The sequence below is a fragment of the Pseudomonas sp. PDM32 genome, from assembly GCF_019219225.1.
GTDB classification, from domain to species: domain Bacteria; phylum Pseudomonadota; class Gammaproteobacteria; order Pseudomonadales; family Pseudomonadaceae; genus Aquipseudomonas; species Aquipseudomonas laurylsulfatiphila.
On sequence record NZ_JAHUWE010000012.1, the window covers coordinates 131,921 to 157,157 of the forward strand.

Genomic DNA, 25,237 nt, shown 5'->3' on the forward strand with positions numbered 1-25,237 from the left:
ATCGAGTCGAAAAGGGTTCAGGAGATCCAGCCAGCCACCAGCTCACGCCCCATTGGCCAGAGCTTTTCGCCGGCGAGCATGCCGAGCAGGCCCACCAGCGCGATAGCCGGGGGTGCGGGGGAACGAAAATCCAGGGCGCCGTAAAGCAGTCCGACACCCAGACCAATCGTCACTGACAGGAGGTAGTTCATGGCAGATTCCGCAGCAATTGAGGTATGCGCCAAGTCTAGAGGGCGACGCCTTCGAGCATCGGCCAAGTACTTCTGAATGTCGGCCAAAGCCTGGCGTCGGCGAACTCAGCCCTGGCGTTGCGCCACAGGAAACTGCGAAGGGGCAACCCCCAGTTCACGCCGGAACATGTCACTGAAGCTGCTCGGCGAATAGCCCAGCTCCCGGGCAATCGCGCTGACCGCAATGCCCTGGATCAACCCGGCCACCGCCGTCGCCAGTTGCACCTGACGCCGCCACTCGGCGAAGCCCATGCCCAGGCCGTCCTTGAACAGCCGCGCCAGGGTGCGCACGCTGGCACCGGCGTTATCGGCATGGTGTTCGAAAGGAATATCCAGTGAAGGCGAGGCCATGACCGCCTGACACACATTCATCAATCGCCGGTCGGAATCGTCCGGCAGCGGGATTTTCAGCAGCGAGCGCCTGGCCCGCTTGAGTTCCAGCAGCGCCAGGCCCACCAGCGCGTCGTAATACTCGGGCGCTGCGTCGTTACCCTGCTCCACCAGCCCGACGATCAGCTCGCGCAGCAAGCCGCCGACTTCGATGACTTGCACACTGTCATCCAGGGTCGCTGCCAGGGACGGTCGCAGGTAGATATTGCGCATTTGCAGGTCGGACACCACGCGAATCCCGTGGGGCACGCCCGGCGGCAGCCACACCGCCCGCTGCGGCGGCACCACCAGCGCCTCATGCGGCGTCTCGACCCACATCACCCCGCTCATTGCATACAGCAACTGGCCCCAGACGTGCTCATGAGGCTCGATGTACAACCCACGCGGATAGGTACGAGCCAGCGGTTGCACCGGCACATCGGTGTCACTCAGGTCAGGCGGTGCGGCGAGGGCCATGGTCTATGTTCATTGGGGTTCGGGAGGATTCCATGGTAACGGGGCGCCGAACTTGTCGCCAGCAACCACCGGCATCCAACAATCCGAGTGAATTTTCCTGATGGCACGCGATCCTTTTATGTACAACAGGGAGGAACCGGGGCTTTATGAACAGTGCAAAATTATTCGTCATCGAGTACACACTCCATGGCACTCCGAAATCATTCATTATCCGCCTGGATAAAATGGATAACGCAGAAGCCTGGCATTGGGCGAGCTGTGACGCGGGGGTGGGGCGAATTCCCCGGTTTGGGCGCGAGAAAGTGCAAAAGACCAGCAAGCCGATGGCTGAAAAGTTCGGCGTGGAAAACGTCAAGTGGCGGCCGGCGAACTGATCACTGGCAACCGTCAGGTCCGGGGGAAGCGATATGAGTGCGACATCCGTCTACAGCCCTGCACAGCTGGACTACGGCCTGGACATGCAGTCCGGCCGCATCACCAAAAGCGCGGAATGCCGGATCGGACTGGAAGCGGTCGAAAATGACCCGTTCTGCTTCGCCGTACGCGTCCCGGCGCCACTGCCGGAAGGTCTGGAGCAAGCCAGCACCTTGGTGCTGAGGGTCGAAGGGCGGCGCTTGCAGGGCAGCGTTCGCCACAGCGAACGCCTGGAGGATGACAGCCTCAGGCTGGAAGTGGAGCCGGACTAGGCTCCACTTTTCATAGCTTGTCGCGAATGCCGTCAGCCATGGGAGCACTTGCAGCCTTTATGAGCGCACTCCTCGCCGTGCTCATGGTGCTTGGCGCAGGCTTCACAGCAGTAATGCTTGCCGTGACGGGCAATCGGATGTTCACCGAGTTTGCAGGAACATTTCGGACAATCGCAGATACTTTCACGGTCAATCATGGGTCTGACTCCTCTTGTGTGGTCGCCAGTGCTCATACGCACACCATAAGTGTAGGAGCTGCCGCAGGCTGCGATCTTTTGTGGCAAGGGAACTTGCTCGCCACAAAAGCTTTGATCAGATACGGAACTGCCCGACCAGGCTGCCCAGGCGCTGACCGAGCTCGGCCAGGCTGCGTGAAGTCTGCGCGCCGAGCTGGGTTTCGTCGGCGACGTTGTCCACCGCCACGGCAATCTGATGCACGCTGCGGTTGATCTCTTCGGCCACGGCGGTCTGTTCTTCAGCGGCGCTGGCGATCTGCGCGTTCATCGAATTGATGGTCGCGATCAACTGGGCCATGGTGTCCAGCGAAGCTCCCGCCTCGTTGGCCTGGGCCGAGGTACCGTCGCCCGCCTCGCTGGAGCGACGCATCGCCTCTACCGCCGACTGGGTGCCGGCCTGCAGGCGATCGATCATGCCCTGGATTTCCTGGGTGCTGATTTGCGTGCGGCTGGCCAGCGCCCGCACTTCATCGGCCACCACCGCAAAACCGCGCCCGGCCTCGCCGGCACGGGCAGCTTCGATGGCCGCGTTGAGCGCCAGCAGGTTGGTCTGATCGGCAATCGAACGGATCACCCCCAGCACGCTGACAATCGATGACACGTCTTTTTGCAGGCTGTCGAGGGACACACCGCTGCTGCGGATGTCGTCCACCAGCGCATGGATCTTCTCGATGCTGCCAGCCACCACCCGCTTGGCCGCCTGGCCTTCTTCATCCGTCTGTTGGGCTGCCACCGCAGCGTTCTGCGCGCTCTTGGCCACTTCCTGGGCCGCCGCCGACATTTCGTTGATCGCCGTGGCCACCTGATCGGTCTCATGGCGCTGACGCTCCATGGCCTGATCCGAACGATTGGCCTGGTCGGACACCTGGTTCACCAGCCCGGTCAGTTGCGAGGTCATTTCGGTGATCTGCCGTACCAGCCCGTGGATCTTGTCGACGAAACGGTTGAACGAGCCGGCCAGTTCACCGAGTTCGTCCTGGCTGGTGATGGTCAGGCGGCGGGTCAGATCGCCCTCGCCCGCCGCGATGTCGTCGAGGTTGGCTTTCATCAAATGCAGCGGACGCAGAATGGTGTTGGCCAGCAACATCCCGGCAGCGGCGATCACCAGCAACACCACGACCGCCACACCGACGATGCTCAGCACCATGCCTTGCATGCGCTCCTGGACCTTGTCCTGGACCACCGCCACTTGTGCTTCGATGCCGTCAAGATTGACCGAGGTGCCGACCGCCATGTCCCACTTGGGCAGGTATTCGGTGTAGCCGAGCTTGGGCACCAGCACCTGGGTGTTGCCGGGCAATGGCGAGCTGTACTGCAGGTAGTGCGTACCGTCCTTGGCGACTTTCACCAGGTCGCGGTTGACGTAGACACCGTTCGGATCGCGATTGTCCTTGAAGCTCTGGCCTACACCTTCGGGGCTGTTGGCCTTGAACAGGCGCACGGTGTTGGAGTCGTAGCCGAAGAAGTAGCCGTCCTTGCCATAGGTGATGCTCGACAGCAGCTTGATCACCTGGGCCCGCGCCGCCTCGTCGCCGGGGGTGGCCGCGTCATATAGCGGTTTGATCGTGGTCATGGCCACGGCCACGTAGCTTTGCAAGGTCGCCTTGGCATCGCTGAGCAGGCGTTCGCGGGTCTGCTCGACCTCCTTGCGGGCCTGTTCCTGAAGAATGAACAGCGTGGTCAGGCTGATGACCAGCGCAAACAGCAGCACCGGGAGGACGGCAAGGGACAGGACTTTGGCCTTGAGGCTCATGCGCATGACGTTCACTCTTTTGTTTTTGTTGGCGTGGTTAAAAGCTTTAACGGCATGCCAGGTCAAAAGTTGAACGCGGTCGGTCGGACCACTCCAGGTCCTTTGTGGGAGCGGGCTTGCTCGCGAAGAGGGAGTGTCAGTCACTATAAATGTTGTCTGACACGCCGCCTTCGCGAGCAAGCCCGCTCCCACAGGGGGCCGGGGTTACAGAATCATCGCGGCCACCCAGCCAAACGCCAGCAACGGCAGGTTGTAGTGCAGGAAGGTCGGGACCACGGTGTCCCAGATGTGATGGTGCTGGCCGTCGATGTTCAGGCCGGAGGTCGGGCCGAGGGTCGAGTCCGAGGCCGGCGAACCGGCGTCGCCCAGGGCACCGGCCGTGCCGACGATGCACACGATCGCCAACGGGCTGAAGCCCAGTTGCACGCACAGCGGCACGAAGATCGCCGCCAGAATCGGCACGGTGGAGAACGACGAGCCGATGCCCATGGTCACCAGCAACCCCACCAGCAACATCAGCAAGGCGCCAATGCCTTTACTGTGATCGATGTACGACGCCGACGACTCGACCAGCGTCTGCACTTCACCGGTGGCCTTCATCACTTCGGCAAAACCCGAGGCGGCGATCATGATGAAACCGATCATCGCCATCATTTTCATGCCTTCGGTGAACAGGTCATCGGTGTCACGCCATTTGACGATTCCCGATACCGAGAAAATCAGGAAGCCGACCAGTGCACCGATAATCATCGAATCGAGCAACAACTGAATGATGAACGCCGCGGCGATGGCCACCCCGGCCACCATCAGGCTCAGCGGGTTGTATTGCACCGCCACTTGCTCGACTTGCTCGATTTTCGCCAGGTCGTAGACCCGCTTCTTGCGGTAGCTGACAAACGCGATCAGCAGGCCCGCCACCATGCCCAGCGCCGGAATGCCCATGGCGTGGGTCACGTTGATGCCGCTGATGTCCACACCGCTGCGGGCGACGTTGGCCAGCAGGATCTCATTGAGGAAGATATTGCCGAAGCCCACCGGCAGGAACATGTAGGGCGTGATCAGGCCGAAGGTCATGACGCAGGCGATCAGTCGACGGTCCAGTTGCAGCTTGGTCAGCACATAAAGAAGCGGTGGCACCAGCAACGGAATGAACGCGATATGGATCGGCAGGATGTTCTGCGAGGCGATGGCCACGACCCAGAGCAGGCCAATCAGCAGCCATTTGACCTGGCCACCGCCGCTGGCGTGCTGGCGATCGACCATCGCCAGCGCCTTGTCGGCCAGCGCATGGGCCATGCCGGATTTGGCAATGGCCACGGCAAAAGCACCGAGCAAGGCGTAGGACAACGCCACCGTCGCCCCGCCACCCAGGCCACTGTTGAAAGCCTTGAGCGTCGCCTCGATGCCCAGGCCACCGGTCAGGCCACCTACCAGCGCACCGACGATCAGGGCGATCACCACATGCACGCGGGACAGGCTGAGCACCAGCATGATGCCGACCGCGGCAATGACTGCATTCATTTCGTAACCTCGTGACAAACGGAAAGAGTCCGGCCGGCAGTCTGCGTGAGCCGCCAGCGGATAACAGGAATGGGTTTTATTAGAGGGCGCGCACTTTGCCGCAGAGTCGGCGCGGTGTCAAAGCTCATGGGGGCTCTGAATGTGCAGTGGATTGCGATCCCCTGTGGCGAGGGGGCTCGCCCCCGTTCGGCTGCGTAGCAGTCGCGATCCAGACAACTCGGTATGACCGGACAATATAGGGGCCGCTTCGCGACCCAACGGGGGCAAGCCCCCTCGCCACAAAAAGCAGTTACAAACCTTATTCGAAACGCGGCATAAAGAAACCCGGATCGCGGCCGCTACAGTGCAAAGTCTCAGATATTTATCGAATAAGGACGCCTCCATGTCGCTCAGACAACTTTCCATTCAATGGAAAATCACCCTGCTGGCCGGGCTGTGCCTGGCGGGCATCGTGACCCTGCTGGTGGGTCTTTCGCTGTACCGCATGGAGCACAGCTCCGAGCTGGTGAAAGCCTCGAGCATGGAGATGCTGACCGAGTCGGCCCAGGCCCGGATCGAGTCCCAGGGCGAGAACCAGGCACTGGGGATTCGCCAGCAGTTCATGGACGCCTATCAGTACGGCCACGGTTTCTCCCGGCAGGTGCTGTTTTTGCGCGAGCAGGCCGAAAAGCGCTTCCTCGATGCCTTCGACCTGCGTGAAGACCTGACCCGCCAGGTCAAGTCGGCCCTGCAGGCCAATCCGGACCTGCTTGGCCTGTCCCTGGTGTTCGAACCCAACGGGCTGGACGGCAAGGACGACCTGTTCGCCGGCCAGGCGGAACTGGGCAGCAACGACAAGGGCCGTTTCGCCCTCTACTGGTCGCAGCCGACGCCGGGCAAGCTGACGTCCATGGCGCTGCCGGAAAAGGACATGGCCGACACCAGCACCGGCCCCAGCGGCGAAGCGGCCAACGCCTGGTTCACCTGCCCGCGCACCACGCTCAAGCCGTGCGTGATCGAACCCTACTTCTATGAGATCGACGGCCAGAACGTGCTGATGACCAGCATCGTTTTCCCGCTGATGGTCAACGGCAAGGTGATCGCCTCGCTGTCGGTGGACATCAACCTCAACAGCCTGCAAGCGGTCAGCCTGGGGGCCAGCAAGAAACTCTACGACGGCCAGACCAGTGTCAGCATCATCAGCCCGGCGGGCCTGCTCGCCGGCTACAGCCCGGACGCCAGCAAACTCAGCCAGCGCCTGGATGCCGTGGACAAGGCCAGCGGTACCGAACTGCTGCGCATGCTGGCCGCCAGCAACAAAACCGCCAGCCTGCACAGCCATGAGCAATTGAAAGTGCTGGCCCCCTTCCAGCCGATTCCCGGCGGCAAGTCCTGGGGCGTACTGCTCGACGTGCCGGAGAAAGTCCTGGTCGGCCCCGCCGAAGCCCTGAAAAAGCAACTGGACGACAGCAACACCGCCGGCACACTGGTCGAACTCAGCCTGGGCGTGCTCGCCGCGCTGCTGGGCCTGGTGCTGGTGTGGCTGATGGCCCGCAGCGTGACCAGACCGATTCTCGGCGTGGCGCACATGCTCGAGGACATCGCGAGCGGCGAAGGTGACCTGACCCGCCGCCTGGCCTACGACAAAAAGGATGAACTGGGCCAGTTGGCCGGTTGGTTCAACCGCTTCCTCGACAAGCTGCAACCGATCATTGCCGAAGTGAAACGCTCGGTGCAGGACGCCCGCAGCACGGCGGACCAGTCGTCTGCCATCGCCACCCAGACCAGCGCCGGCATGGAGCAGCAGTACCGCCAGGTGGATCAGGTCGCGACCGCCTCCCACGAGATGAGCGCCACCGCCCAGGACGTCGCCCGCAGCGCCGCGCAAGCGGCACACGCCGCCCGCGATGCCGATCAGGCAACCCGTCAGGGCCTGACCGTGATCGACCGCACCACCGCCAGCATCGACAACCTCGCCGCCGACATGAGCGCGGCCATGGTTCAGGTCGAAGGCCTGGCCGCCAACAGCGAGAAGATCGGCACGGTGCTGGAAGTGATCCGCGCAATTGCCGAGCAGACCAACCTGCTGGCCCTCAACGCGGCGATCGAAGCGGCCCGTGCCGGTGAGGCCGGGCGCGGTTTTGCCGTGGTCGCCGATGAGGTGCGCAACCTGGCGCGACGTACCCAGGAGTCTGTCGAAGAAACCCGTCTGGTGATCGAACAACTGCAAAGCGGCACGCAGGAAGTGGTGGGTTCGATGAACAACAGCCATCGCCAGGCCCAGGGCAGTGTCGAGCAGGTTGGCCAGGCCGTGACGGCGCTGCGCCAGATCGGCGACGCGGTGACCGTGATCAACGACATGAACATGCAGATCGCCAGCGCCGCCGAAGAGCAAAGCGCAGTGGCCGAGGAGATCAACAACAACGTGGCGACCATTCGCGACGTGACCGAGTCGCTGTCGGGCCAGGCCAATGAGTCGGCACGGGTCAGCCAGTCGCTCAACAGCCTGGCGAACCAGCAGCAGAGCCTGATGGACCAGTTCCGCGTCTGAGCCTTGCAAAATCCCCATGTGGGAGCGGGCTTGCTCGCGAAGGCGGTGTGTCATTCGAAATTTACGTCGACTGACACACCGCCTTCGCGAGCAAGCCCGCTCCCACATCTGTTTCTGCGCCCGGCGCAATGAAATGGTGGCCAGTGGATATCTGCCGCAAGCCGATTATGCTTCATGGAACCTTGCAGCTTTTTCTGGCGTCAACTTGAATGCAAGCCACGTAATCCGATGACTTCAGCCCCAGGGCCTGGGTACGGCAAGTGTTGGTGAGAACTCCGGCCTACAACAAGAGCACGACGGAGAATACTCATGGCAGCAATCGACAATACAACCACGGGCAGCGCGCCCAACCACGGGATCACCAAGGAGGAGCGCAAGGTCATCTTCGCCTCGTCCCTGGGCACCGTGTTCGAATGGTACGACTTCTACCTCTACGGCTCCCTCGCGGCGATTATCGCCAAGCACTTCTTCGCCGGCGTCAATGAAACCACTGCCTTCATCTTCGCCCTGCTCGCCTTCGCCGCCGGCTTCGCCGTCCGGCCGTTCGGCGCCATTGTGTTCGGCCGCCTGGGCGACATGATCGGACGCAAGCACACCTTCCTCATCACCATCGTGATCATGGGTGTCTCGACGGCCGTGGTGGGCTTGCTGCCCGGCTACGCGAGCATAGGCGTGGCCGCACCGATCATCCTGATCAGCCTGCGCTTGCTGCAGGGCCTGGCGCTGGGTGGCGAGTACGGCGGCGCAGCCACCTACGTGGCCGAACATGCCCCCAAGGGCAAGCGCGGCTATTTCACCTCGTGGATTCAGACGACAGCCACCCTTGGCCTGTTTCTTTCACTGCTGGTGATCCTGGCCTGCCGTACCGCGCTGGGCACGGAAGCCTTCGAAGCCTGGGGCTGGCGGATTCCGTTCCTGCTTTCGATCCTGTTGTTGATTATCTCGGTGTACATCCGCCTGCAACTGAGCGAGTCACCGGTGTTCATGAAAATGAAAGCGGAAGGCAAATCCTCCAAGGCACCGCTGACCGAATCCTTCGCCCGCTGGGACAACCTCAAGATCGTGATCATGGCCCTGCTCGGTGGCACCGCCGGCCAGGCCGTGGTCTGGTACACCGGGCAATTCTATGCGCTGTTTTTCCTGCTGCAGACGCTGAAGATCGACCCGCAGACCGCCAACTTGCTGATTGCCGGCTCGCTGCTGATCGGCACACCGTTTTTCGTCATATTCGGCAGCCTGTCCGACCGCATCGGCCGCAAGGGCATCATCATGGCCGGCTGCATCATTGCGGCACTGACTTACTTCCCGATCTTCCACGCGTTGACCCAATACGGTAACCCCGACGTGTTCGTTGCGCAGGAGAAGAACCCGGTCACGGTGGTCGCCAATCCCGACCAGTGCTCGTTCCAGTTCGACCCGGTAGGCAAGGCCAAATTCACCAGCTCCTGCGACCTGGCCAAGACCGTGCTGGCCAAACGGGCCATCCCCTACAAGAACGTCAACGCCGAGCCGGGCGCCGTTGCGCAGGTGCGCATCGGCGAGAAAGTGATCGAGAGCTTCGAGGGCACCGGCATGCCGGCCGCCGACTTCAAGGCCAAAAACGATGCCTTTACCGCCAATCTCGCCACTGCCCTCAAGGACGCCGGTTACCCCGAGAAGGCTGACCCGGCCAAGACCAACTACCCGATGGTGCTGTTGCTCCTGACGATCCTGGTGATCTACGTGACCATGGTCTACGGGCCGATCGCCGCCTGGCTGGTGGAACTGTTCCCGGCGCGCATCCGCTACACCTCGATGTCGTTGCCCTATCACATCGGTAATGGCTGGTTCGGCGGCTTCCTGCCGACGGTGGCGTTCGCCATGGTGGCGGCCACGGGGGATATCTATTACGGGCTGTGGTATCCGATCGTCATCGCGGTGATGACGGCTGTGCTGGGTATTTTCTTCATGCCGGAAACCAAGGATCGGGAGATTCATCACACCTGAAACTTGTCAGCCAATCAGTGAACCCCTGTGGGAGCGGGCTTGCTCGCGAAGGCGGAGTGTCAGCCGATACTGTCATCGACTGATACACCGCCTTCGCGAGCAAGCCCGCTCCCACAATGGATCTCAGTGTCTGGGTAATTCGATGACGACCTTCAACCCACCCCACTCGCTTTCCAGCAACGACAGTGTCCCGCCCCAGCTATCGACGATGTCGCGCACGATGCCAAGTCCCAGGCCATGCCCATGGGTCTGTTCATCCAGCCGTGTTCCCCGGCCGAACACCTGATCGCGACGCTCTTCGGGAATGCCCGGGCCGTCATCTTCCACACTGAGTTCAAACCCGTTCGCCAACTCGGCGACACTCACGCGAACCTCGGCATCCGCCCATTTGCAGGCGTTATCCAGCAGGTTGCCCAACAGTTCCAGCAGGTCTTCACGATTCCAGGGCAATTGCAGGCCGGCCGGAACGCGGTAGCTCAGCGCCAGGTGTTCGCCATGGATCATGTTCAGGGTTGCCAGCAACCCGGGGAGTTCGGCATCGCAATCAAACAGCGCGCCCGGCAGCGCATCACCGGATAACCGCGCACGATTGAGTTCCCGATTGAGCCGTTGCTCGACCTGTTGCAGTTGTTCCTTGAGGGTCTTGCGCAGTTGCGGGTGTGCCTCAAGCTGCTCGCTAGAGGCCAGGCTCAACAGCACCGCCAGCGGTGTTTTCAACGCATGGCCGAGGTTGCCCAGGGCATTGCGTGAGCGCTTGAGGCTGTCCTCGGTGTGGGCCAGCAAGTGGTTGATCTGCGCCACCAGTGGCTCCAGCTCCAGCGGTACTTGATCATCGAGTTGCGAGCGCTGGCCCTGTTGCAACTGCGCGATCTGCTCGCGGGCCTGTTCCAGTGGACGCAAGGCGCGGCGCACGGTAATCCGTTGCAGCAACAGAATCAGCAGCAGCCCGGTCAAACCCAGGCCCAACCCGAGCTGTTGCACGCGCCGGAAGCTTTCGCGTATCGGCGTGTAATCCTCGGCGACGCTGATGGAGATCGGCAACCCCAGGCGTCGATAGTCCGTACGCAGCACCAGCAACTGTTGCCCTTCCGGCCCCAGTTGCAGATCGTCGTGCAGGCCGGGGTGATCGAGCGCCGGCAGTTCCTGATCCCATAACGAACGGGAACGCCAATGGCCATCGGTGAAATCGATGCGGAAATAATGCCCGGAAAACGGCCGCTGATAGGCCGGCGACAGACGTCGTTCATCCAGTTGCAAGCCTTGCGGCCCGCGCACCAGCGCCGCCAACAGGCTCTCGCTGTCATTGCGCAACCCGGCTTCGAGGTAGCGCTGCAAACCCATTTCGAACAGCCACAGGCTGGTTTGCGCCAGCACCAGGCCAACGACCACCATCACGCTGATCAGGCCCAGGCTCAAGCGACGCTGGATCGATCTCACCGGGCTTGCCCGCCGAACAGGTAGCCCTGGCCACGTCGGGTTTCGATCACGCTTTTGCCGAGCTTGCGGCGCAAATGGTTGACGTGGACCTCCAGCACATTGGAATCGCGCTCGGTTTCACCGTCGTAGAGGTGTTCGGCGAGGTGGCTTTTGGAGAGGATCTGCTCGGGGTGCAGCATGAAATAACGCAACAGGCGAAACTCCGCGGCGGTCAGCTGAATGTCCGCACCGTCGCGGACAACGCACTGGCGACCTTCGTCCAGGTGCAGCCCGGCGGCCTGGAGCGTCGGCTGGTTGACCTGGCCATGGGAGCGGCGCAGCAACGCCTGGATGCGCAAAAACAGCTCTTCGGGATGAAAGGGTTTGGTCAGGTAATCGTCGGCGCCGGCCTTGAGGCCTTCGATGCGTTCGGCCCAGGAATCCCGGGCCGTGAGGATCAGCACCGGCGTGGACAGCCCCGCCGCGCGCCATTGCGCCAGCACCTCGAGCCCCGGCACGCCCGGCAGGCCGAGATCGAGGATGATCAGGTCGTAGGGTTCAGTACTGCCCTGATGCACCGCGTCGCGACCGTCGGCCAGCCAGTCCACCGCATAACCCTGACGGTTGAGACCGGCCAGCAGTTCGTCGGCCAGGGGCACATGGTCTTCCACCAGCAGCAAACGCATGGATCAGTCTTCCTTGTCTTTCAATAATCGGCCGTCAGTCGCATCGATGTGCAGCTCACGGACCACGCCTTCGGGCGTCAGCAATTCAACATCATAAAGGTAGATGTCGTGCTTCTCTTCGAGTTCGGCTTCCAGCAGTTTTGCACCGGGGTAGCGATCCATCGCTTGCTGCAACAGCTGCTCCAGCGGCAGGATCACGCCCTGTTGACGCAGGCGCAGGGCTTCATCCTGATCCAGGTCGCGGGCCATCACTGCCGAGCAAAATGCCAGAAGCAGCAGCGCCATTCGGCGTGCGAAACATCGATTGAGTAGAAACACCTTCATTACGAATCCTGATGATCCTTGAGTCACTGCCAGCTGACCGGGTCTAATGCGAGTGGTGTGAGCTTCTCGAAAGCCGCAATGGTACCAGCGTTGCGTCGGGGGGCCAGGCGAGCCACCTTAACCCGCTGAACTTAATTGAAACTGAATTGCCATCATTGGCCAAACCGCCCCCCCTGTAGGAGCGAGCCTGCTCGCGATGGACCTTGGAACGCCGCGGGGTGTCAGGTTACCAGCGTAATCGTTGACGACCATCGCGAGCAGGCTCGCTCCTACAGGGGATGTGGTGTTTATAATTCCCCGCTTGCCAACATTCGAGACCGGTATGACGGCCATCCACATCAAGTTTCCTTCCCTGACGCTCAAGGCCGGTCCGCGAGCTTTTGCGCGCATCCGTGAAAACGGCTTGAACGCCGCCGAGGTCGGCACCCTGCCCGGTGCGGCGGGCGGTCCGAAGGCGCTGGGGATTCAAGGGCTGGACCTGGCGCTGTTCGGCGAGTGGCTGCCGGCGGCACCGCGGGAGCGCTCGCTGATTGGTGCATCGGTGGGTTCCTGGCGCTTCGCCAGCGCCTGCCTGCCGGACGCCGCCGAGGGCATCCGGCGTCTCGGGCAGCTGTACACCGAGCAAAACTTTGCCAAGGGCGTGACCATGGCGCAAATCAGCCAGAGCTCGCGGCACATGCTCGATGACCTGCTCGACGGTCGTGATGCCGCGATCCTCGGCAACAGCGCCTACCGCCTGAACATCATGGTGGTCAAAAGCCACGGCCTGCTCGCCGACGACCATCGCGGTCGCCTGGGGCTGGGACTGTCCTCGGTCATTGCCGACAACCTGCGCGGCCGGGCGCGGCTGGCCCGGCACTTCGAACGCCTGATCATCCACGACCCGCGCCTGGCGCCGCCGGTCGACGCCTTGAACGACTTCCCGTCGCGCTTCGTCGCCCTCAATCCCGGCAATTTGCGCCAGGCCCTGCTGGCTTCCGGCTCGATCCCGATGGTCATGGAAGGCGTGCGCGACCTGCCGGGCGCCGGTGCCGGCACCTTCCGCGACGGCGGTCTGCTGGACTATCACCTGGACCTGCCCTACAGCGGCGATGACATCGTGCTCTACCCGCATTTCACCGACCGGGTGATTCCCGGCTGGTTCGACAAGACCCTGCCGTGGCGCCGCGCCTGCCCGGCCCGCTTGCAAAACGTGCTGCTGCTGGCGCCGTCGAAGGAATACCTGGCGCGCCTGCCCTACGGCAAACTGCCGGACCGTAACGACTTCAAGCGCTTCATGGGCGACGCCCCGAGCCGGCAGAAATACTGGCGCACCACCATGGAAGAAAGCCGCCGCCTGGGCGACGAATTCCTCGAACTGGCCGCCAACGGTCGCCTCGGCGAACGCTTGCTGACCCTTTAGTCAGGACAAACTGGTAAACTCGCCGCCTGCCCGAATCGCTGCGGCGAACGCCACCTGAACAGAGCTGAAAACACTGTGGAAATCTTCAAGGAATTTACATTCGAATCCGCCCACCGCCTGCCCCACGTACCGGACGGCCACAAGTGCGGGCGCCTGCACGGTCACTCGTTCAAAGTGGCGATCCACCTGAGCGGTGATCTTGACCCGCACACCGGCTGGATCCGCGACTTCTCCGAGATCAAGGCGATCTTCAAGCCGCTGTACGAGCGTCTGGACCACAACTACCTGAACGACATTCCCGGCCTGGAAAACCCGACCAGCGAAGTGCTGGCCAAGTTTATCTGGAACGAGATGAAGCCGTTGTTGCCGGAGCTCAGTGCGATTCGTATCCACGAAACTTGCACCAGCGGTTGCATCTATCGCGGCGAATAAAGATACCGCCCCCTTGTAGGAGCGAGCTTGCTCGCGATGGACGCCAGAGCACCGCGGGCTGCCAGATACCACGCGTAATCGTTGACGTTCTTCGCGAGCAAGCTCGCTCCTACAGGGGAACAGCGTTTTGTCAGAGAAATAAAGAACAGCCTTCATCGGCTGTTTTTTTATGCCTATGCTTTTTGCCTCTTCCCCCGCCAAGAGGACAAGCCCATGACTGACTGGCCACTGCCCCAGACCTATCGCTTCAAAGGGCACTCCGTGCGCTACGCCGTACGCGGCGATGGCCCGCCGCTGGTGTTCGTGCATGGCACGCCCTTCTCCTCCTGTGTCTGGCACCGGATTGCCCCGCATTTCATCGCCACGCACCGGGTGCACTATTTCGATCTGCTGGGCTACGGGCAATCCGAGAAAGTCGATGGCGACGTGTCCCTGGGTGTGCAGAACGAGTTGCTGGCGCAGTTGCTGGAGCATTGGGGCCTGGACCGCCCCGACGTGGTAGCCCACGACTTCGGCGGCGCCACCGCCCTGCGCACGCATCTGCTCAACGGCAAGGATTACCGCAGCCTGACGCTGATCGATCCGGTGGCGCTGACGCCCTGGGGTTCGCCGTTCGTGCAGCATGTGCGCCAGCATGAAGCGGCGTTCAGCGGACTGCCCGATTACATCCAGCGCGCCATCGTGCCAACCTATATTCGCGGGGCCATCCAGCGCGAAATCCCCGACGCCGAACTCGCCCCCTACGTTCAACCGTGGCTGGGGGAGCGGGGCCAAGCGGCGTTTTACCGGCAGATAGCACAGATGGACGAGCGCTATACCCGTGAGGCCGAAGGCTTGTACCCGACGATTCGCTGCCCGGTGCAGATTCTCTGGGGTGAAGACGATCAGTGGATTCCCATCGAACGCGGGCGGGCCTTGCAGCAGATGATTCCTGGGTCGCAGTTCCATCCGATACCCAACGCCGGTCATCTGGTTCAGGAAGATGCGCCCGAAGCCATAGTCGCGGCGCTGCTGCGTTTTCTGCCCCTGAACCAGTCTTCCTGACGGAACCAAAACCACTGTGGGAGCGGGCTTGCTCGCGAAAGCGGAGTATCAGTCGATGCATATGTCGAATGTACAGCCGCCTTCGCGAGCAAGCCCGCTCCCACATTTGGAACTGGCGGGGATCGCCACCACCGAGCTAACGTAGAGATATTGCCTACACGAATCGCTAAAAGGACCCGCCCGATGCACATCATCAACGCCCGTCTGCGCAACCAGGAAGGCCTGCATGAGTTGAACCTGGAAAACGGCCTGATCAGCAGCATCGCCCGCCAGATCGAGGCCCCGACCCTGGGCCCTGGCGACCTGGATGCCGGCGGCAATCTGGTGGTGCCGCCCTTTGTCGAGCCGCACATCCACCTCGACGCCACCCTCACCGCCGGCGAGCCGCGCTGGAACATGAGCGGTACGCTGTTCGAAGGCATCGAGTGCTGGGGCGAACGCAAGGCGACCATCACCCAGGAAGACACCAAGACCCGCGCCAAAAAAACCATCCAGGCCCTCGCCGCCCACGGCATCCAGCATGTGCGCACCCACGTCGACGTCACCGACCCGCAATTGACCGCGCTCAAGGCGATGCTCGAAGTGCGCGAGGAAAGCCGGCACCTGGTCGACCTGCAAATCGTCGCCTTCCCTCAGGAAGGCATCGAGTCGTACCGCAATGGTCGCGAGTTGATGGAAGAGGCGATCCGCATGGGCGCGGACGTGGTCGGTGGCATTCCGCATTTCGAGTACACCCGCGACCAGGGTGTCAGCTCGGTGAAGTTCCTCATGGACCTGGCCGAACGCAGCGGTTGCCTGGTCGACGTGCATTGCGACGAAACCGACGACCCGCATTCACGCTTTCTCGAAGTACTCGCCGAAGAGGCCCGCAGCCGCGACATGGGTTCGCGGGTCACGGCCAGCCATACCACGGCCATGGGCTCCTACGACAACGCCTACTGCGCCAAGCTGTTTCGCTTGCTCGGGCATTCGGGGATCAGCTTTGTCTCCTGCCCCACCGAGAGCATCCACCTGCAAGGTCGCTTCGACAGCTTCCCGAAACGCCGGGGCGTGACCCGGGTCAACGAGTTGCTGGAAGCGGGCATGAACGTGTGCTTCGGCCAGGACTCCATCGTCGATCCGTGGTACCCCCTGGGCAATGGCAACATTCTGCGGGTGCTCGAGGCCGGGCTGCACATCTGCCACATGCTCGGTTATCGCAACCTGCAAAGCGCGCTGGACCTGGTGACGGACAACAGCGCCAGGGCCATGAACCTCGGCGAGCGCTATGGCCTGGAACGCGGGCGGCCGGCGAACCTGCTGATTCTGTCGGCGGAGAGTGATTACGAGGTGATCCGCAGCCAGGGGTTGCCGCTGTACTCGGTGCGCGAGGGCAAGGTGTTGATGAAGCGGACGATGCCGGTGGTGGAGTTCAGTGAGCTGAGTTGAGTTTGGTGTTGACTGATCTGGCCTCTTCGCGAGCAAGCCCGCTCCCACAGTAGATTTGTGTCGTTCACAAAACCCTGTGGGAGCGGGCTTGCTCGCGAAGGCTATTTTGAAGTCAATCGATTAACCGAGCCGTACCAAACAGACTGACCCGACTCAACTCCCCCTGCTCCTCTTCCAGCAAGATCGGCGCCGTGCCACCCGGCATCGTCACCTTCACTTCCCCGGCCCTGACCCAACCCACGCGCCAGGCCGCACAGGCCACCGCACTGGCGCTGGTCCCTGACGACGCCGTCGGCCCCTCGCCGCGCTCGAATACCCGCGCGGCGATGTGTCCTTCGGACAAGCGCATCGCCCATTGCAGATTGATCCCCGCCGAACAAGGTTTGCCTGCACCGACCGGCATGGCGTAGGCAATTCGCATCAACCCGTCACCCAGCGCCGGTTCTCGCATCTGCTCGTTGCCCGGCAAGTCGTCGGCGTTTTCGACCAGCGTCACGCAATGCGGATTGCCGACCCGCGCGAACTGGCTGCGCGACCATGCGCCATTGAGTGCCGACAGCGGATTGACGTGGCTGAGTTCGCGGCCATTCAACAGCGCCGTTTCAACACCCTCGGCACTGACCGCCGACGGCCCGAAACCAGGCCGGCCAAGGTCGAGCCAGAAACCCTGCACGCCCTCGACTTCAGCCGCCTTCACCGAAGTCTGCCCCGGTGAAGGCGTGTCGGACTTGTCGTGGTGAACCCTGAGTAGACAGGCTTCGTCGCGGGGTAAAAGCCCTTGCTCGCTCAACGCCTGGGAAAAAATCGTCAGCCCGTTGCCACTGCGTTCGGCCAGGGTCCCGTCGGTGTTGACGATCAACAGGTCAAAGGGTGGCGAGGACTGGAACGGTCCGACCAGCAATCCGTCGCTGCGATGATCCTTGCTGCCGGCCGGTTGCGTGCCGGGTGCCCAGTTGCAGCAGGCTTCGATGGCCGCCGCAGCCCAAGCCTGACGAGTTTGTGCCGCATGGCTGGCCTGATCGGGCAAGTCGATGCCCTGGTGGCGCAATTCTTCGGGCGCTACCACGATGTAAATATTGCCCCGTGCATCGTACCTCTGCGCCATGGCGCCCTCCGTGTGTCATTGGAATGGCTCAACATATCGCGAAAAACAGCAGGGCTGTGCAACGATGTCGCCCTGTTTGACCGTAAAACTTTCCGGGCACTGATCGAACCCTCGCCGGTCGATCACTGTCCGTTGAGGACGTGACGTTTTTTGCCAGGGATTGATATGACCAGCCTCAACAGCCAGACCCCCTTCGTTCCCGGCCGCCTGGAACAGATGTCCACGCGCATCGCCTTTTTCATCGCCGGCTTCGGCATCGCCGCGTGGGCGCCGCTGGTGCCCTATGCCAAGGCCCGGGCCGGGCTGGATGAAGGCACCCTGGGTCTGTTGCTGCTGTGTCTGGGGGTAGGGTCGATCCTGGCGATGCCGATGGCCGGGATTCTGGCCACGCGTTTCGGCTGTCGGCGGGTGACGACCGGTGGGACCTTGCTGATCTGTGCCGCCCTGCCGCTGCTGGCCACGGTGTCATCGATTCCGGCCTTGATCGCGGCGCTGTTCATGTTCGGCGCGGGCCTCGGCACGGTGGATTCGACGGTCAACCTGCAAGCGGTGATCGTCGAGCGCGCCAGCGGCAAAAACATGATGTCGGGTTTCCATGGCCTGTTCAGCCTCGGCGGGATAGTCGGTGCGGCAGGCGTGAGCGGCTTGCTGGGCCTGGGGATTTCGCCGCTGGGGGCCACGCTGGTTGCGATCGTGATGCTGCTGATCGCCTTGGCCAGGGCCGTGCCGCACCTGTTGCCCTACGGCAGTGAGCGTTCGGGGCCGGCGTTCGCAGTGCCCCATGGCATCGTCCTGTTCATCGGCGGCATGTGCTTCATCGTGTTCCTCGCCGAAGGCGCGGCGCTGGACTGGAGCGCGGTATTCCTGGTACAGGAACGCGGCATCGACACGGCGTATGCGGGCCTCGGCTATGCGGCGTTTGCCTTGACCATGACGGCCGGGCGTTTGACCGGTGACAAAATCGTACGGCGGTTGGGCGCGACACGGGTGATTGTGTTCGGCGGGCTGACGGCTGCCGCGGGCTTGTTTCTGGCGACGTTCGCCTCGAGTTGGGAGGCGGCGCTGGTGGGTTACGCGTTGCTGGGCGCCGGTTGTTCGAACATCGTGCCGGTGTTGTACACCGCCGTGGGCAAGCAGACGGTCATGCCCGAGAGCATCGCCGTGCCGGCCATTACCACCCTGGGTTATGCGGGCATTCTCGCAGGGCCTGCGCTGATCGGCTTTGTCGCCCATGGCGCCAGCTTGAGTTTTGCCTTCGGGTTGATGGCGGTGCTGCTGGTGGCGGTGGCCATTGGCGGGAGGGTGTTGAAAGTCTGAATTGTGGCGAGGGGGCTTGCCCCCGTTCGGCTGCGCAGCAGTCGCAAATCGGTTAATGCGTTCTATCTGTAGAACTGAAGTTACCGGATTCGGGACCGCTTCGCGGCCCAACGGGGGCAAGCCCCCTCGCCACAGATGGGCTAGAACCCGACACTGGCCTGCACAAAGAACGTACGCGGCGCGCCGACGTACATGCCCGAGTTGTTGTCGCTGGAGCGGGTGAAGTACTGCTTGTCGAAGATGTTTTTCACCCCGGCACCCAGTTTCAGGTTCGACACCTGCGGGCCAAAGTCATAGCCGCTACGCACGTTCCAGGTCACGTAACCCGGAATATCACCGAACTGACCGTCGGCGGAGCCTTCGGTAATGTAGTTGCCGTTGAAACTGCCGTCGGCATTCACCCCGGTGCCCGGCGAGCGCTGTTTCGACTGGGCGAACGCATCGAGGTTCCAGGTCCAGCGGTTGATGTCGTAACGCAGGCCGGCGGTGGCCACCTGACGGGAGTAGAACGGCAGGTCACGGCCCTTGAAGCCCGGGATTTCACCTTCATAAGTGGCGCGGGTGTAGGTGAAACCGGCGTTGGCGGTCAGGCCGTCGAGGCGTGGGTCCAGCGCCGCCAGATCGTAGTGCACCGAGGTTTCGAGGCCCTGGTGCTTGGTCGCGCCGAGGTTGGTCCAGCCCACGTCATTGCTGATGTATTGCAGTTCGTCGTCGAAGTCGATGTAGAACAGCGTCACCTCACCGCCCCACACGTCATCGTTGTAGCGCGTACCGATTTCGTAGGTCTTGGCCTTTTCCGGCTGCAGGCCGTTGGCAGGCTCATTACCGATACCGCCCTGCCCCAGCTGGAAATACTGCAGCGCGCCGAACGAGGTTTCGTAATTGGCGAACAGCTTCCAGGCCTCGGACATGTGGTACATCACGCTCAGGGCCGGCAGCGGCTCGTTGCTTTCGATGCTGCGTTTTTTCTCCGGCACCGGTTTACCGGCATTATCGAGCACCGGGCGGTCATGCCAATCGGTGTTGATGTGCTCGAAGCGAATACCCGGGGTGACGGTCCAGTTGCCCACGTCGATCTTGTTATCGACGTAGACCGAATTGGCCTCGGTTCCACCGGTGCGGTCCTGATAGACATGGCCGTCCGCCCCCGGACGCACGACGGGCTCATTGTTGACCAGCGCCACTCGGCTGGCCTCTTCGTGCATGGCTTCCTTCAGGTAGCGATAACCGACGCTGACTTCCTGGGTGGTCGGGCCCACATCAAACACATGGGACACCCGTGGTTCGATACCGAAGGTGTAGTAGCTGCGCGGATAGGAGTTGAGTGTCTTCAGGTCACGAGAGGCGATGGTGCTGCCACGAAAACTGTCGGTGTAGTAAGTCAGCACTTCGGCCTGGGTGCGATCGTCGATCTGCCGCGCCCACTTGAACGACACATCCTTGCGACGGCCGCTGAAGCTGTCGTAGTCGCGCACCGACTGGAACGGGTCGGCGTCGTACTGCGCCTGGGTCAGGCCGCCGGGCATGTCGGCCTTGGCGTCGTAGTAGTGGAAGTTGAGGCTGAAATCGTCGACATCGGTCGGCGCCCAATGGGTCTTGAGGATCACGTCGTCGATGTCGTTGCCATTGTTGCTTTCACGGTAACCGTTGCCGTTCACGCCGGAGTACAACAGCGCCACGCCCATGCCGTTGTCGGCGGTGCCGCCCATGAACGCGGTGTCGATGTGTTTCCAGCCACCGTGCTGCGAGGTTTCCAGGGTGGTGCCGATTTCCGCAGAGGCCTGTTCCGGGATCGCACGGGTCACGAAGTTGATCACACCGCCGACGTTTTGCGGTCCGTAGCGCACGGAGCCGGCGCCGCGTACCACGTCGATGCTGTCGAGGTTGCCGGAGGAAATCGGTGCCATGGACAGTTGTGGCTGACCGTAGGGCGCGAACGCCGCCGGGATGCCGTCGATCAGCACGGTGGAGCGAGGCGACAGGCGCGAAGTCAGGCCACGCACGCCGACGTTGAGGGAAATGTCGCTGCCACCGGTGCCGTTGGCGTCCTGCACCTGCACGCCGGGAACCCGTTTCAACACCTCGCCGACGTTCATCGCGCCCTGTTCGACCATGGCTTCGCGGCGGACCACCGTTCGTGCACCAGGGTGGTTCTGCACCAAGGCGGCATCGGCGTCATCGAGCCAGTCGCCCACCACCTTGATGTCGGTCACGCCCAGCTCCAACGGGCCGTTGGCCGCCGAAGTCGGCGCCGGCATCAGAGTCACCGATCCTTCATCGATCTGGTATTGCAGGCCGCTGCCTTGCAGCAACTGGCGCAGTGCGTCTTCCGGAGAAATATTGCCGTCCACCGCCGGAGCCTGTTTGCCGGCGACCAGTTCAGGGCTGAAGAACACCTGAAGCGAGGTTTGCTGGCCCAATTGGCTCAAGGCTTGCCCCAAGGGTTGCGCCGGGATGCGGATGCCGTCGGCGGCAAAGGCCTGGGGCAGTGCAACGTTGACCGCCAGGGCGAGCGCCAGCGGCAACCAGGGGAATTTGTTGTTTTTAGCGGTGGAGTTATTCACGTCGAACGTAATCCTGTGGATCGCAAAAGTGTGCGTTTGTTAATGCAAACCAGTTGCAGTTGAACAGGAAGACGATGAACTCGAAAAAAACCTGAATTTTATTTTGAAATTATTTCCTGGCTGCCATCGCCAAGGGCGCGCACGGCCACCGGCAGAATGCTCGGCAAAGCCTTGAGCAGTGCGTCGGTGTTGTCGGACTTGAACACGCTGGTCAGGCGCAGATCGCCGACCGCTGCGCTGGCGACCTTGAGCGGTTTCTCCCGATAACGTGAGACCTGCTCGGCGACGTCGGCCAGGCGGGCGTTGTTGAACACCAGTTTGCCGCTGCGCCAGGCGGTCATTTCCGCCGGGTTGACGGCGTAGGCGGCCGCGACCTTGCCCTGGGCATCGACGTGGGTGCCCAGGCCTGCGGTCAGATGGATGAAATCGTGATCGGCAGCCTCGCGCCCCTGGACCTTGACCGTGCCCTGCTCCACCACCACCCGGGTTTCGCTGGCGCCACGGCGTACGTCGAATCGGGTGCCGGTGACCGTGACCTTGCCGCTGCCCGACTCGACCACGAAAGGCCGGCGGGTGTCGTGCTCGACACTGAACATCGCTTCGCCTTCACTGAGCTCAACGTGGCGTTGACCCTTTTCAAAACGCACCTGAATCCGGCTGCGGCTGTCCAGATCCACCGCCGAACCGTCCGGCAACGCCACATGGCGCCGCTCATTCAGGGCCGTTGAAAACTCAGCCGTGTAAGACGCTGGATGATTCAGGCTGCTGAACAGACCCAGGCCGAGCGCCACCGCGAGCACGCTGGCGGCTACCGCGTAACGCAGCACAGGGCGAGGTTTTTTCAGGGCTGGCGGGGTTTCACACAAGGCACGCAAACGCGCCGCCGGCAGCAAATCGGCGGCGCTCCACAAACCCTGGAGCACTTCGAATTCGTTTCGGTGTTGGGGGTGTTCGCCCAGCCAGGCCTGAAACCGGCGACGTACTTCGACATCGATGACAGGCTCCTGCAAACGTACAAACCATAGCGCCGCGTCATCGCGAACCGTTGTTTGCCCGCACGCACAATCACGAGTATCCATCATGGAAGTTCCTGTTTGGCCGGGGATAAGTCATCACACCGTATCGGCTTGGCGCAGGAGCTGCCGAAGGCTGCGATCTTTTGATCTTCGGCCACGCCAAGGCCGCCAAAAGATCGCAGCCTTCGGCAGCTCCGACGGGTAGGTTCATGGCCGCAGCACATCATGACTGCAACCCGTCCAGGCGATCGCGCAGGTGCCGAAGCGTGCGGATCATATACTTTTCCACCATGTTCTTGGACAGCCCCAGGCGTTCGGCGATTTCGGCCTGGGTCAGGCCCTCGATTTTCTGCCAGACAAACACCTTGCGGCAGTTGACCGGCAATTCGGAGAGCGCCCGTTCGATGGAATCAGCCAGCTGGATCGCGTGCATGAAATGCTCCGGGTCGCCGGTCGGCGACTCACTGAGATCGATCGCCTCTGACTCCATGGCGCCCCGCCGGTCCTCACGCCGATAACCATCCACGGCAATGTTGCGCGCGGTCTGGTGCAAATATGCCCGGGGCTGTTCCACCCGCGCCGAATCGGACTCAAGCACCCGCACGAAGGTATCGTGGGCCAGGTCCTCGGCCTGCTGACGATTCCTCAGGCGACGGGTCCAGGTACCAACCAACTCTTCGTAATGCTCGAAAAAGCCGTGTCTGCGGGGCAGCTTGAGGGTCATTGCGCTGTGCTGTGGAAACGGGGCGTGAATAGTAATGCTTCTTATTAAGCCAAAGCAATCGCCTCCCACCTCAAACACGGTCCCCCGTAACCCAAAACGCAAAAAGGCCGCTGACTGCTCAGCGGCCTTGTTCAATCCGACGGGTTACTCCGTCTTGCAGGTACCCTCGAAGCCGTCACTCAGAGGTCGGTAATTTCCTTGTGGCGAGGCACCAGCATCTTCATCACACTCCACGCCACCAGATAGGCCAGCGCGCAGACGGCGAACATGATCATGTAGCCGGTACGGATTTCACCCACCGATTTGTAGTAGTCGAACACCCAGCCACCGACCTTGGTCAGCAAGACTCCGCCCAGCCCACCCGCCATACCGCCAATGCCGACCACGGACGCGACGGTCTTTTGCGGAAACATGTCGGACACCGTGGTGAAGATGTTGGCCGACCAGGCCTGATGCGCCGACGCACCCACACCAATGAGCAACACCGGTACCCAGACACTGATGTGACCCAATGGCTGCGCCAGCAGCACGACCAACGGGAAAACAGCAATCACCAGCATGGCTTTCATGCGGCCGTCATACGGCTTGTCGCCACGTGCCATGAAATAGCTGGGGAACCAGCCGCCGCCAATACTGCCCACCATGGTCATGCTGTACAGCACGGCCAGTGGCACAACGATGGCTGCGCCTTTCAGGCCGTACTGCTCCGACAGGTAGGTCGGAAGCCAGAACAGAAAGAACCACCACACACCGTCGGTCATGAACTTGCCGAAGGCGAACGCCCAGGTCTGACGGTATTTCAGCAATTGGAACCACGAAACCTTTTTGCCGACGCCCGTCTGCACAGCGGCGCTGGCGGGGGAATCACTGCGGATGTGCGCCAGTTCCTGCGCCGACAGGCGCTTCTGCTGCTCTGGCTTGTCGTACAACACCAGCCATACGCCCATCCAGATAAAGCCCAGCATGCCGATCACGATGAACGCTGTCTGCCAGCCCCACAGGCCAGCGATCAGCGGCACCGAAATGGGTGCCAGGATCGCGCCGACGTTGGCCCCGGAGTTGAAGATGCCGGTGGCGAAGGAGCGTTCCTTCTTCGGGAAATACTCAGCGGTGACCTTGATTGCGGTCGGGAAGTTGGCCGATTCACCCACCGCCAGCACGGCGCGCGACAGCATGAAGCCGGCGATCGAGACCGGGATGACCGCAATACCCAGCGCGCTACAGATGGCGGCAATACCCTCGCCCATGGGTTCTGCAAAGGCGTGCATGACGGCGCCGGTCGACCAAATGCAAATCGCCACCACAAAAGCGGCCTTGGTGCCGATCTTGTCCACTACACGGCCCGCGAACAGCATGGAAATCGCGTAGGTGAACTGGAAGACGGCGGCAATGTTGGCGTAATCGGTGTTGCTCCAGCCAAACTGCCTCGACAGATCCGGCGCCAGCAGGCTGAGCACCTGGCGGTCGAGGTAATTGACGGTGGTTGCAAAAAACAACAATGCACAAATGGTCCATCGGTATTTACCGACAGACTGGCTGACGCGTTGCGCAGTAATGGGCTCGTTCAAGTTCATGGCATCACTTTATTGTAGATTTTGGGTGATGATCTCTCGGTGTAAAACGAGATCGATTGGGCCGCCGGGCTTCACTTCAATGCATCGGTCCACGACGAAACGGGCCATATTCCGCCGAGGGATCGGGCCAACTGGTTTCGGACAACTCATCAGACAACTCACTGGGAAACAGCGACTGATTGCTCAGCCTGCGTTTCTCACGCGAGTCAGTGACGGGTTGTCACGGGTAACGGGCGCAAGGGTGTGTGCACATAGAAGCCGATGGCTGAACACGGGAACTTCAGGGGCGAGAGGGAGGCGATTGGATTCATGTTGAGGTCGACACTCTTTTTATTTTTAGTTTAGACGTGCATGTCATATGTCGTCGTATGACTTAAGCAATTTATAGCCAGTCCCATGGGCCACTGTCAACAAGAA

The 25,237-nt window shown here is 61.9% G+C and carries 21 protein-coding genes and 3 pseudogenes; 10 read left to right on the forward strand and 14 right to left on the reverse strand.

All coding sequences use genetic code 11. The features are described 5' to 3' along the window. Nucleotides 1-17 precede the first annotated feature (17 nt). Nucleotides 18-191, reverse strand: coding sequence for a DUF1427 family protein (locus KW846_RS22355; protein WP_218479267.1), 174 nt, complete (start codon nucleotides 189-191; stop codon nucleotides 18-20). 105 nt (nucleotides 192-296) lie between these two features. Beyond that, a complete protein-coding gene (locus KW846_RS22360) occupies nucleotides 297-1,076 on the reverse strand; it encodes a helix-turn-helix domain-containing protein (RefSeq protein ID WP_218485338.1) in 780 nt (259 codons plus the stop codon). A 146-nt stretch (nucleotides 1,077-1,222) separates the two neighbouring features. On the opposite strand from KW846_RS22360, the gene KW846_RS22365 reads away from it, so the two are divergent. Both KW846_RS22365 and KW846_RS22370 read left to right on the forward strand, forming a co-directional pair. Beyond that, nucleotides 1,223-1,450: a DUF6555 family protein gene (locus KW846_RS22365; protein WP_102701839.1), complete on the forward strand. Its 228-nt coding sequence runs from the start codon at nucleotides 1,223-1,225 to the stop codon at nucleotides 1,448-1,450. A gap of 33 nt (nucleotides 1,451-1,483) precedes the next feature. Further along, nucleotides 1,484-1,762 carry a hypothetical protein gene (locus tag KW846_RS22370; protein ID WP_218485341.1) on the forward strand — a complete coding sequence of 93 codons (279 nt, stop codon included), beginning with the start codon at nucleotides 1,484-1,486 and terminating at the stop codon, nucleotides 1,760-1,762. A 32-nt stretch (nucleotides 1,763-1,794) separates the two neighbouring features. Here the strand turns inward: KW846_RS22370 and KW846_RS22375 are convergent, their stop codons facing one another. The 4 genes and pseudogenes from KW846_RS22375 to KW846_RS22385 form a co-directional block, all read right to left on the reverse strand. After that, on the reverse strand, nucleotides 1,795-1,959 hold the full coding sequence (locus KW846_RS22375) for a metallothionein (protein ID WP_015094211.1): 165 nt from the start codon (nucleotides 1,957-1,959) through the stop codon (nucleotides 1,795-1,797). 115 nt (nucleotides 1,960-2,074) lie between these two features. Then, entirely contained in the window at nucleotides 2,075-2,896 is an 822-nt protein-coding gene (locus KW846_RS30550) for a methyl-accepting chemotaxis protein (protein ID WP_371321776.1), read from the reverse strand. Nucleotides 2,897-2,932: 36 nt separating this feature from the next. Next, nucleotides 2,933-3,757, reverse strand: a pseudogene (locus tag KW846_RS30555) (cache domain-containing protein); the annotation flags it as partial. 198 nt (nucleotides 3,758-3,955) lie between these two features. Continuing rightward, the gene (locus KW846_RS22385) at nucleotides 3,956-5,272 is read right to left on the reverse strand and encodes a Na+/H+ antiporter family protein (protein WP_218485344.1); all 1,317 of its coding nucleotides are present in this window, start codon (nucleotides 5,270-5,272) and stop codon (nucleotides 3,956-3,958) included. Nucleotides 5,273-5,873: 601 nt separating this feature from the next. Here KW846_RS22385 and KW846_RS30560 point away from each other — a divergent pair. From KW846_RS30560 to KW846_RS22395, 3 genes and pseudogenes are all read left to right on the forward strand, one after another. Further along, nucleotides 5,874-6,944: pseudogene (locus tag KW846_RS30560) on the forward strand (HAMP domain-containing protein); the annotation flags it as partial. 264 nt (nucleotides 6,945-7,208) lie between these two features. Continuing rightward, a pseudogene (locus KW846_RS30565) lies at nucleotides 7,209-7,802 on the forward strand (methyl-accepting chemotaxis protein); the annotation flags it as partial. 309 nt (nucleotides 7,803-8,111) lie between these two features. Continuing rightward, nucleotides 8,112-9,788 carry an MFS transporter gene (locus KW846_RS22395; protein ID WP_218485348.1) on the forward strand — a complete coding sequence of 559 codons (1,677 nt, stop codon included), beginning with the start codon at nucleotides 8,112-8,114 and terminating at the stop codon, nucleotides 9,786-9,788. 123 nt (nucleotides 9,789-9,911) lie between these two features. Here the strand turns inward: KW846_RS22395 and KW846_RS22400 are convergent, their stop codons facing one another. Genes KW846_RS22400 through KW846_RS22410 form a run of 3 tightly spaced genes read right to left on the reverse strand, consistent with a single transcriptional unit; the run spans nucleotide 9,912 to nucleotide 12,214 of the window. Then, entirely contained in the window at nucleotides 9,912-11,225 is a 1,314-nt protein-coding gene (locus tag KW846_RS22400) for a sensor histidine kinase (protein WP_218485350.1), read from the reverse strand. Continuing rightward, complete coding sequence (locus tag KW846_RS22405; RefSeq protein WP_218485352.1) at nucleotides 11,222-11,890, reverse strand: response regulator transcription factor; 669 nt, start codon at nucleotides 11,888-11,890, stop codon at nucleotides 11,222-11,224. Before KW846_RS22405 ends, KW846_RS22400 begins: the two co-directional genes overlap by 4 nt. 3 nt (nucleotides 11,891-11,893) lie before the next feature. Further along, entirely contained in the window at nucleotides 11,894-12,214 is a 321-nt protein-coding gene (locus tag KW846_RS22410; RefSeq protein WP_104447942.1) for a PepSY domain-containing protein, read from the reverse strand. 322 nt (nucleotides 12,215-12,536) lie between these two features. Here KW846_RS22410 and KW846_RS22415 point away from each other — a divergent pair, with 322 nt between their 5' ends. The 4 genes from KW846_RS22415 (at nucleotide 12,537) to codA (ending at nucleotide 16,520) form a co-directional block, all read left to right on the forward strand. Continuing rightward, complete coding sequence (locus KW846_RS22415) at nucleotides 12,537-13,616, forward strand: patatin-like phospholipase family protein (RefSeq protein ID WP_218485354.1); 1,080 nt, start codon at nucleotides 12,537-12,539, stop codon at nucleotides 13,614-13,616. Nucleotides 13,617-13,691: 75 nt separating this feature from the next. After that, entirely contained in the window at nucleotides 13,692-14,048 is a 357-nt protein-coding gene (queD, locus tag KW846_RS22420; protein ID WP_003223505.1) for a 6-carboxytetrahydropterin synthase QueD, read from the forward strand. A gap of 213 nt (nucleotides 14,049-14,261) precedes the next feature. Then, the gene (locus KW846_RS22425) at nucleotides 14,262-15,092 is read left to right on the forward strand and encodes an alpha/beta fold hydrolase (RefSeq protein WP_218485356.1); all 831 of its coding nucleotides are present in this window, start codon (nucleotides 14,262-14,264) and stop codon (nucleotides 15,090-15,092) included. A gap of 183 nt (nucleotides 15,093-15,275) precedes the next feature. After that, nucleotides 15,276-16,520: a cytosine deaminase gene (codA, locus tag KW846_RS22430; RefSeq protein ID WP_102702356.1), complete on the forward strand. Its 1,245-nt coding sequence runs from the start codon at nucleotides 15,276-15,278 to the stop codon at nucleotides 16,518-16,520. Nucleotides 16,521-16,632: 112 nt separating this feature from the next. Here the strand turns inward: codA and KW846_RS22435 are convergent, their stop codons facing one another. Next, nucleotides 16,633-17,625, reverse strand: coding sequence for a diaminopimelate epimerase (locus KW846_RS22435; protein WP_218485359.1), 993 nt, complete (start codon nucleotides 17,623-17,625; stop codon nucleotides 16,633-16,635). 165 nt (nucleotides 17,626-17,790) lie between these two features. Between KW846_RS22435 and KW846_RS22440 the strand changes: the two genes are divergently transcribed. Further along, nucleotides 17,791-18,942, forward strand: coding sequence for an MFS transporter (locus tag KW846_RS22440; RefSeq protein WP_218485360.1), 1,152 nt, complete (start codon nucleotides 17,791-17,793; stop codon nucleotides 18,940-18,942). Nucleotides 18,943-19,082: 140 nt separating this feature from the next. On the opposite strand, the gene KW846_RS22445 is transcribed toward KW846_RS22440, so the two are convergent. The 4 genes from KW846_RS22445 to KW846_RS22460 form a co-directional block, all read right to left on the reverse strand. After that, entirely contained in the window at nucleotides 19,083-21,506 is a 2,424-nt protein-coding gene (locus tag KW846_RS22445; protein WP_218485363.1) for a TonB-dependent receptor, read from the reverse strand. Nucleotides 21,507-21,604: 98 nt separating this feature from the next. Further along, a complete protein-coding gene (locus tag KW846_RS22450; protein ID WP_218485365.1) occupies nucleotides 21,605-22,588 on the reverse strand; it encodes a FecR family protein in 984 nt (327 codons plus the stop codon). A 157-nt stretch (nucleotides 22,589-22,745) separates the two neighbouring features. Then, nucleotides 22,746-23,246, reverse strand: a complete 501-nt coding sequence (locus KW846_RS22455) for a sigma-70 family RNA polymerase sigma factor (protein ID WP_218485368.1) — start codon at nucleotides 23,244-23,246, stop codon at nucleotides 22,746-22,748. Nucleotides 23,247-23,425: 179 nt separating this feature from the next. Next, nucleotides 23,426-24,820, reverse strand: a complete 1,395-nt coding sequence (locus tag KW846_RS22460) for an MFS transporter (protein ID WP_218485370.1) — start codon at nucleotides 24,818-24,820, stop codon at nucleotides 23,426-23,428. Nucleotides 24,821-25,237: the final 417 nt, after the last annotated feature.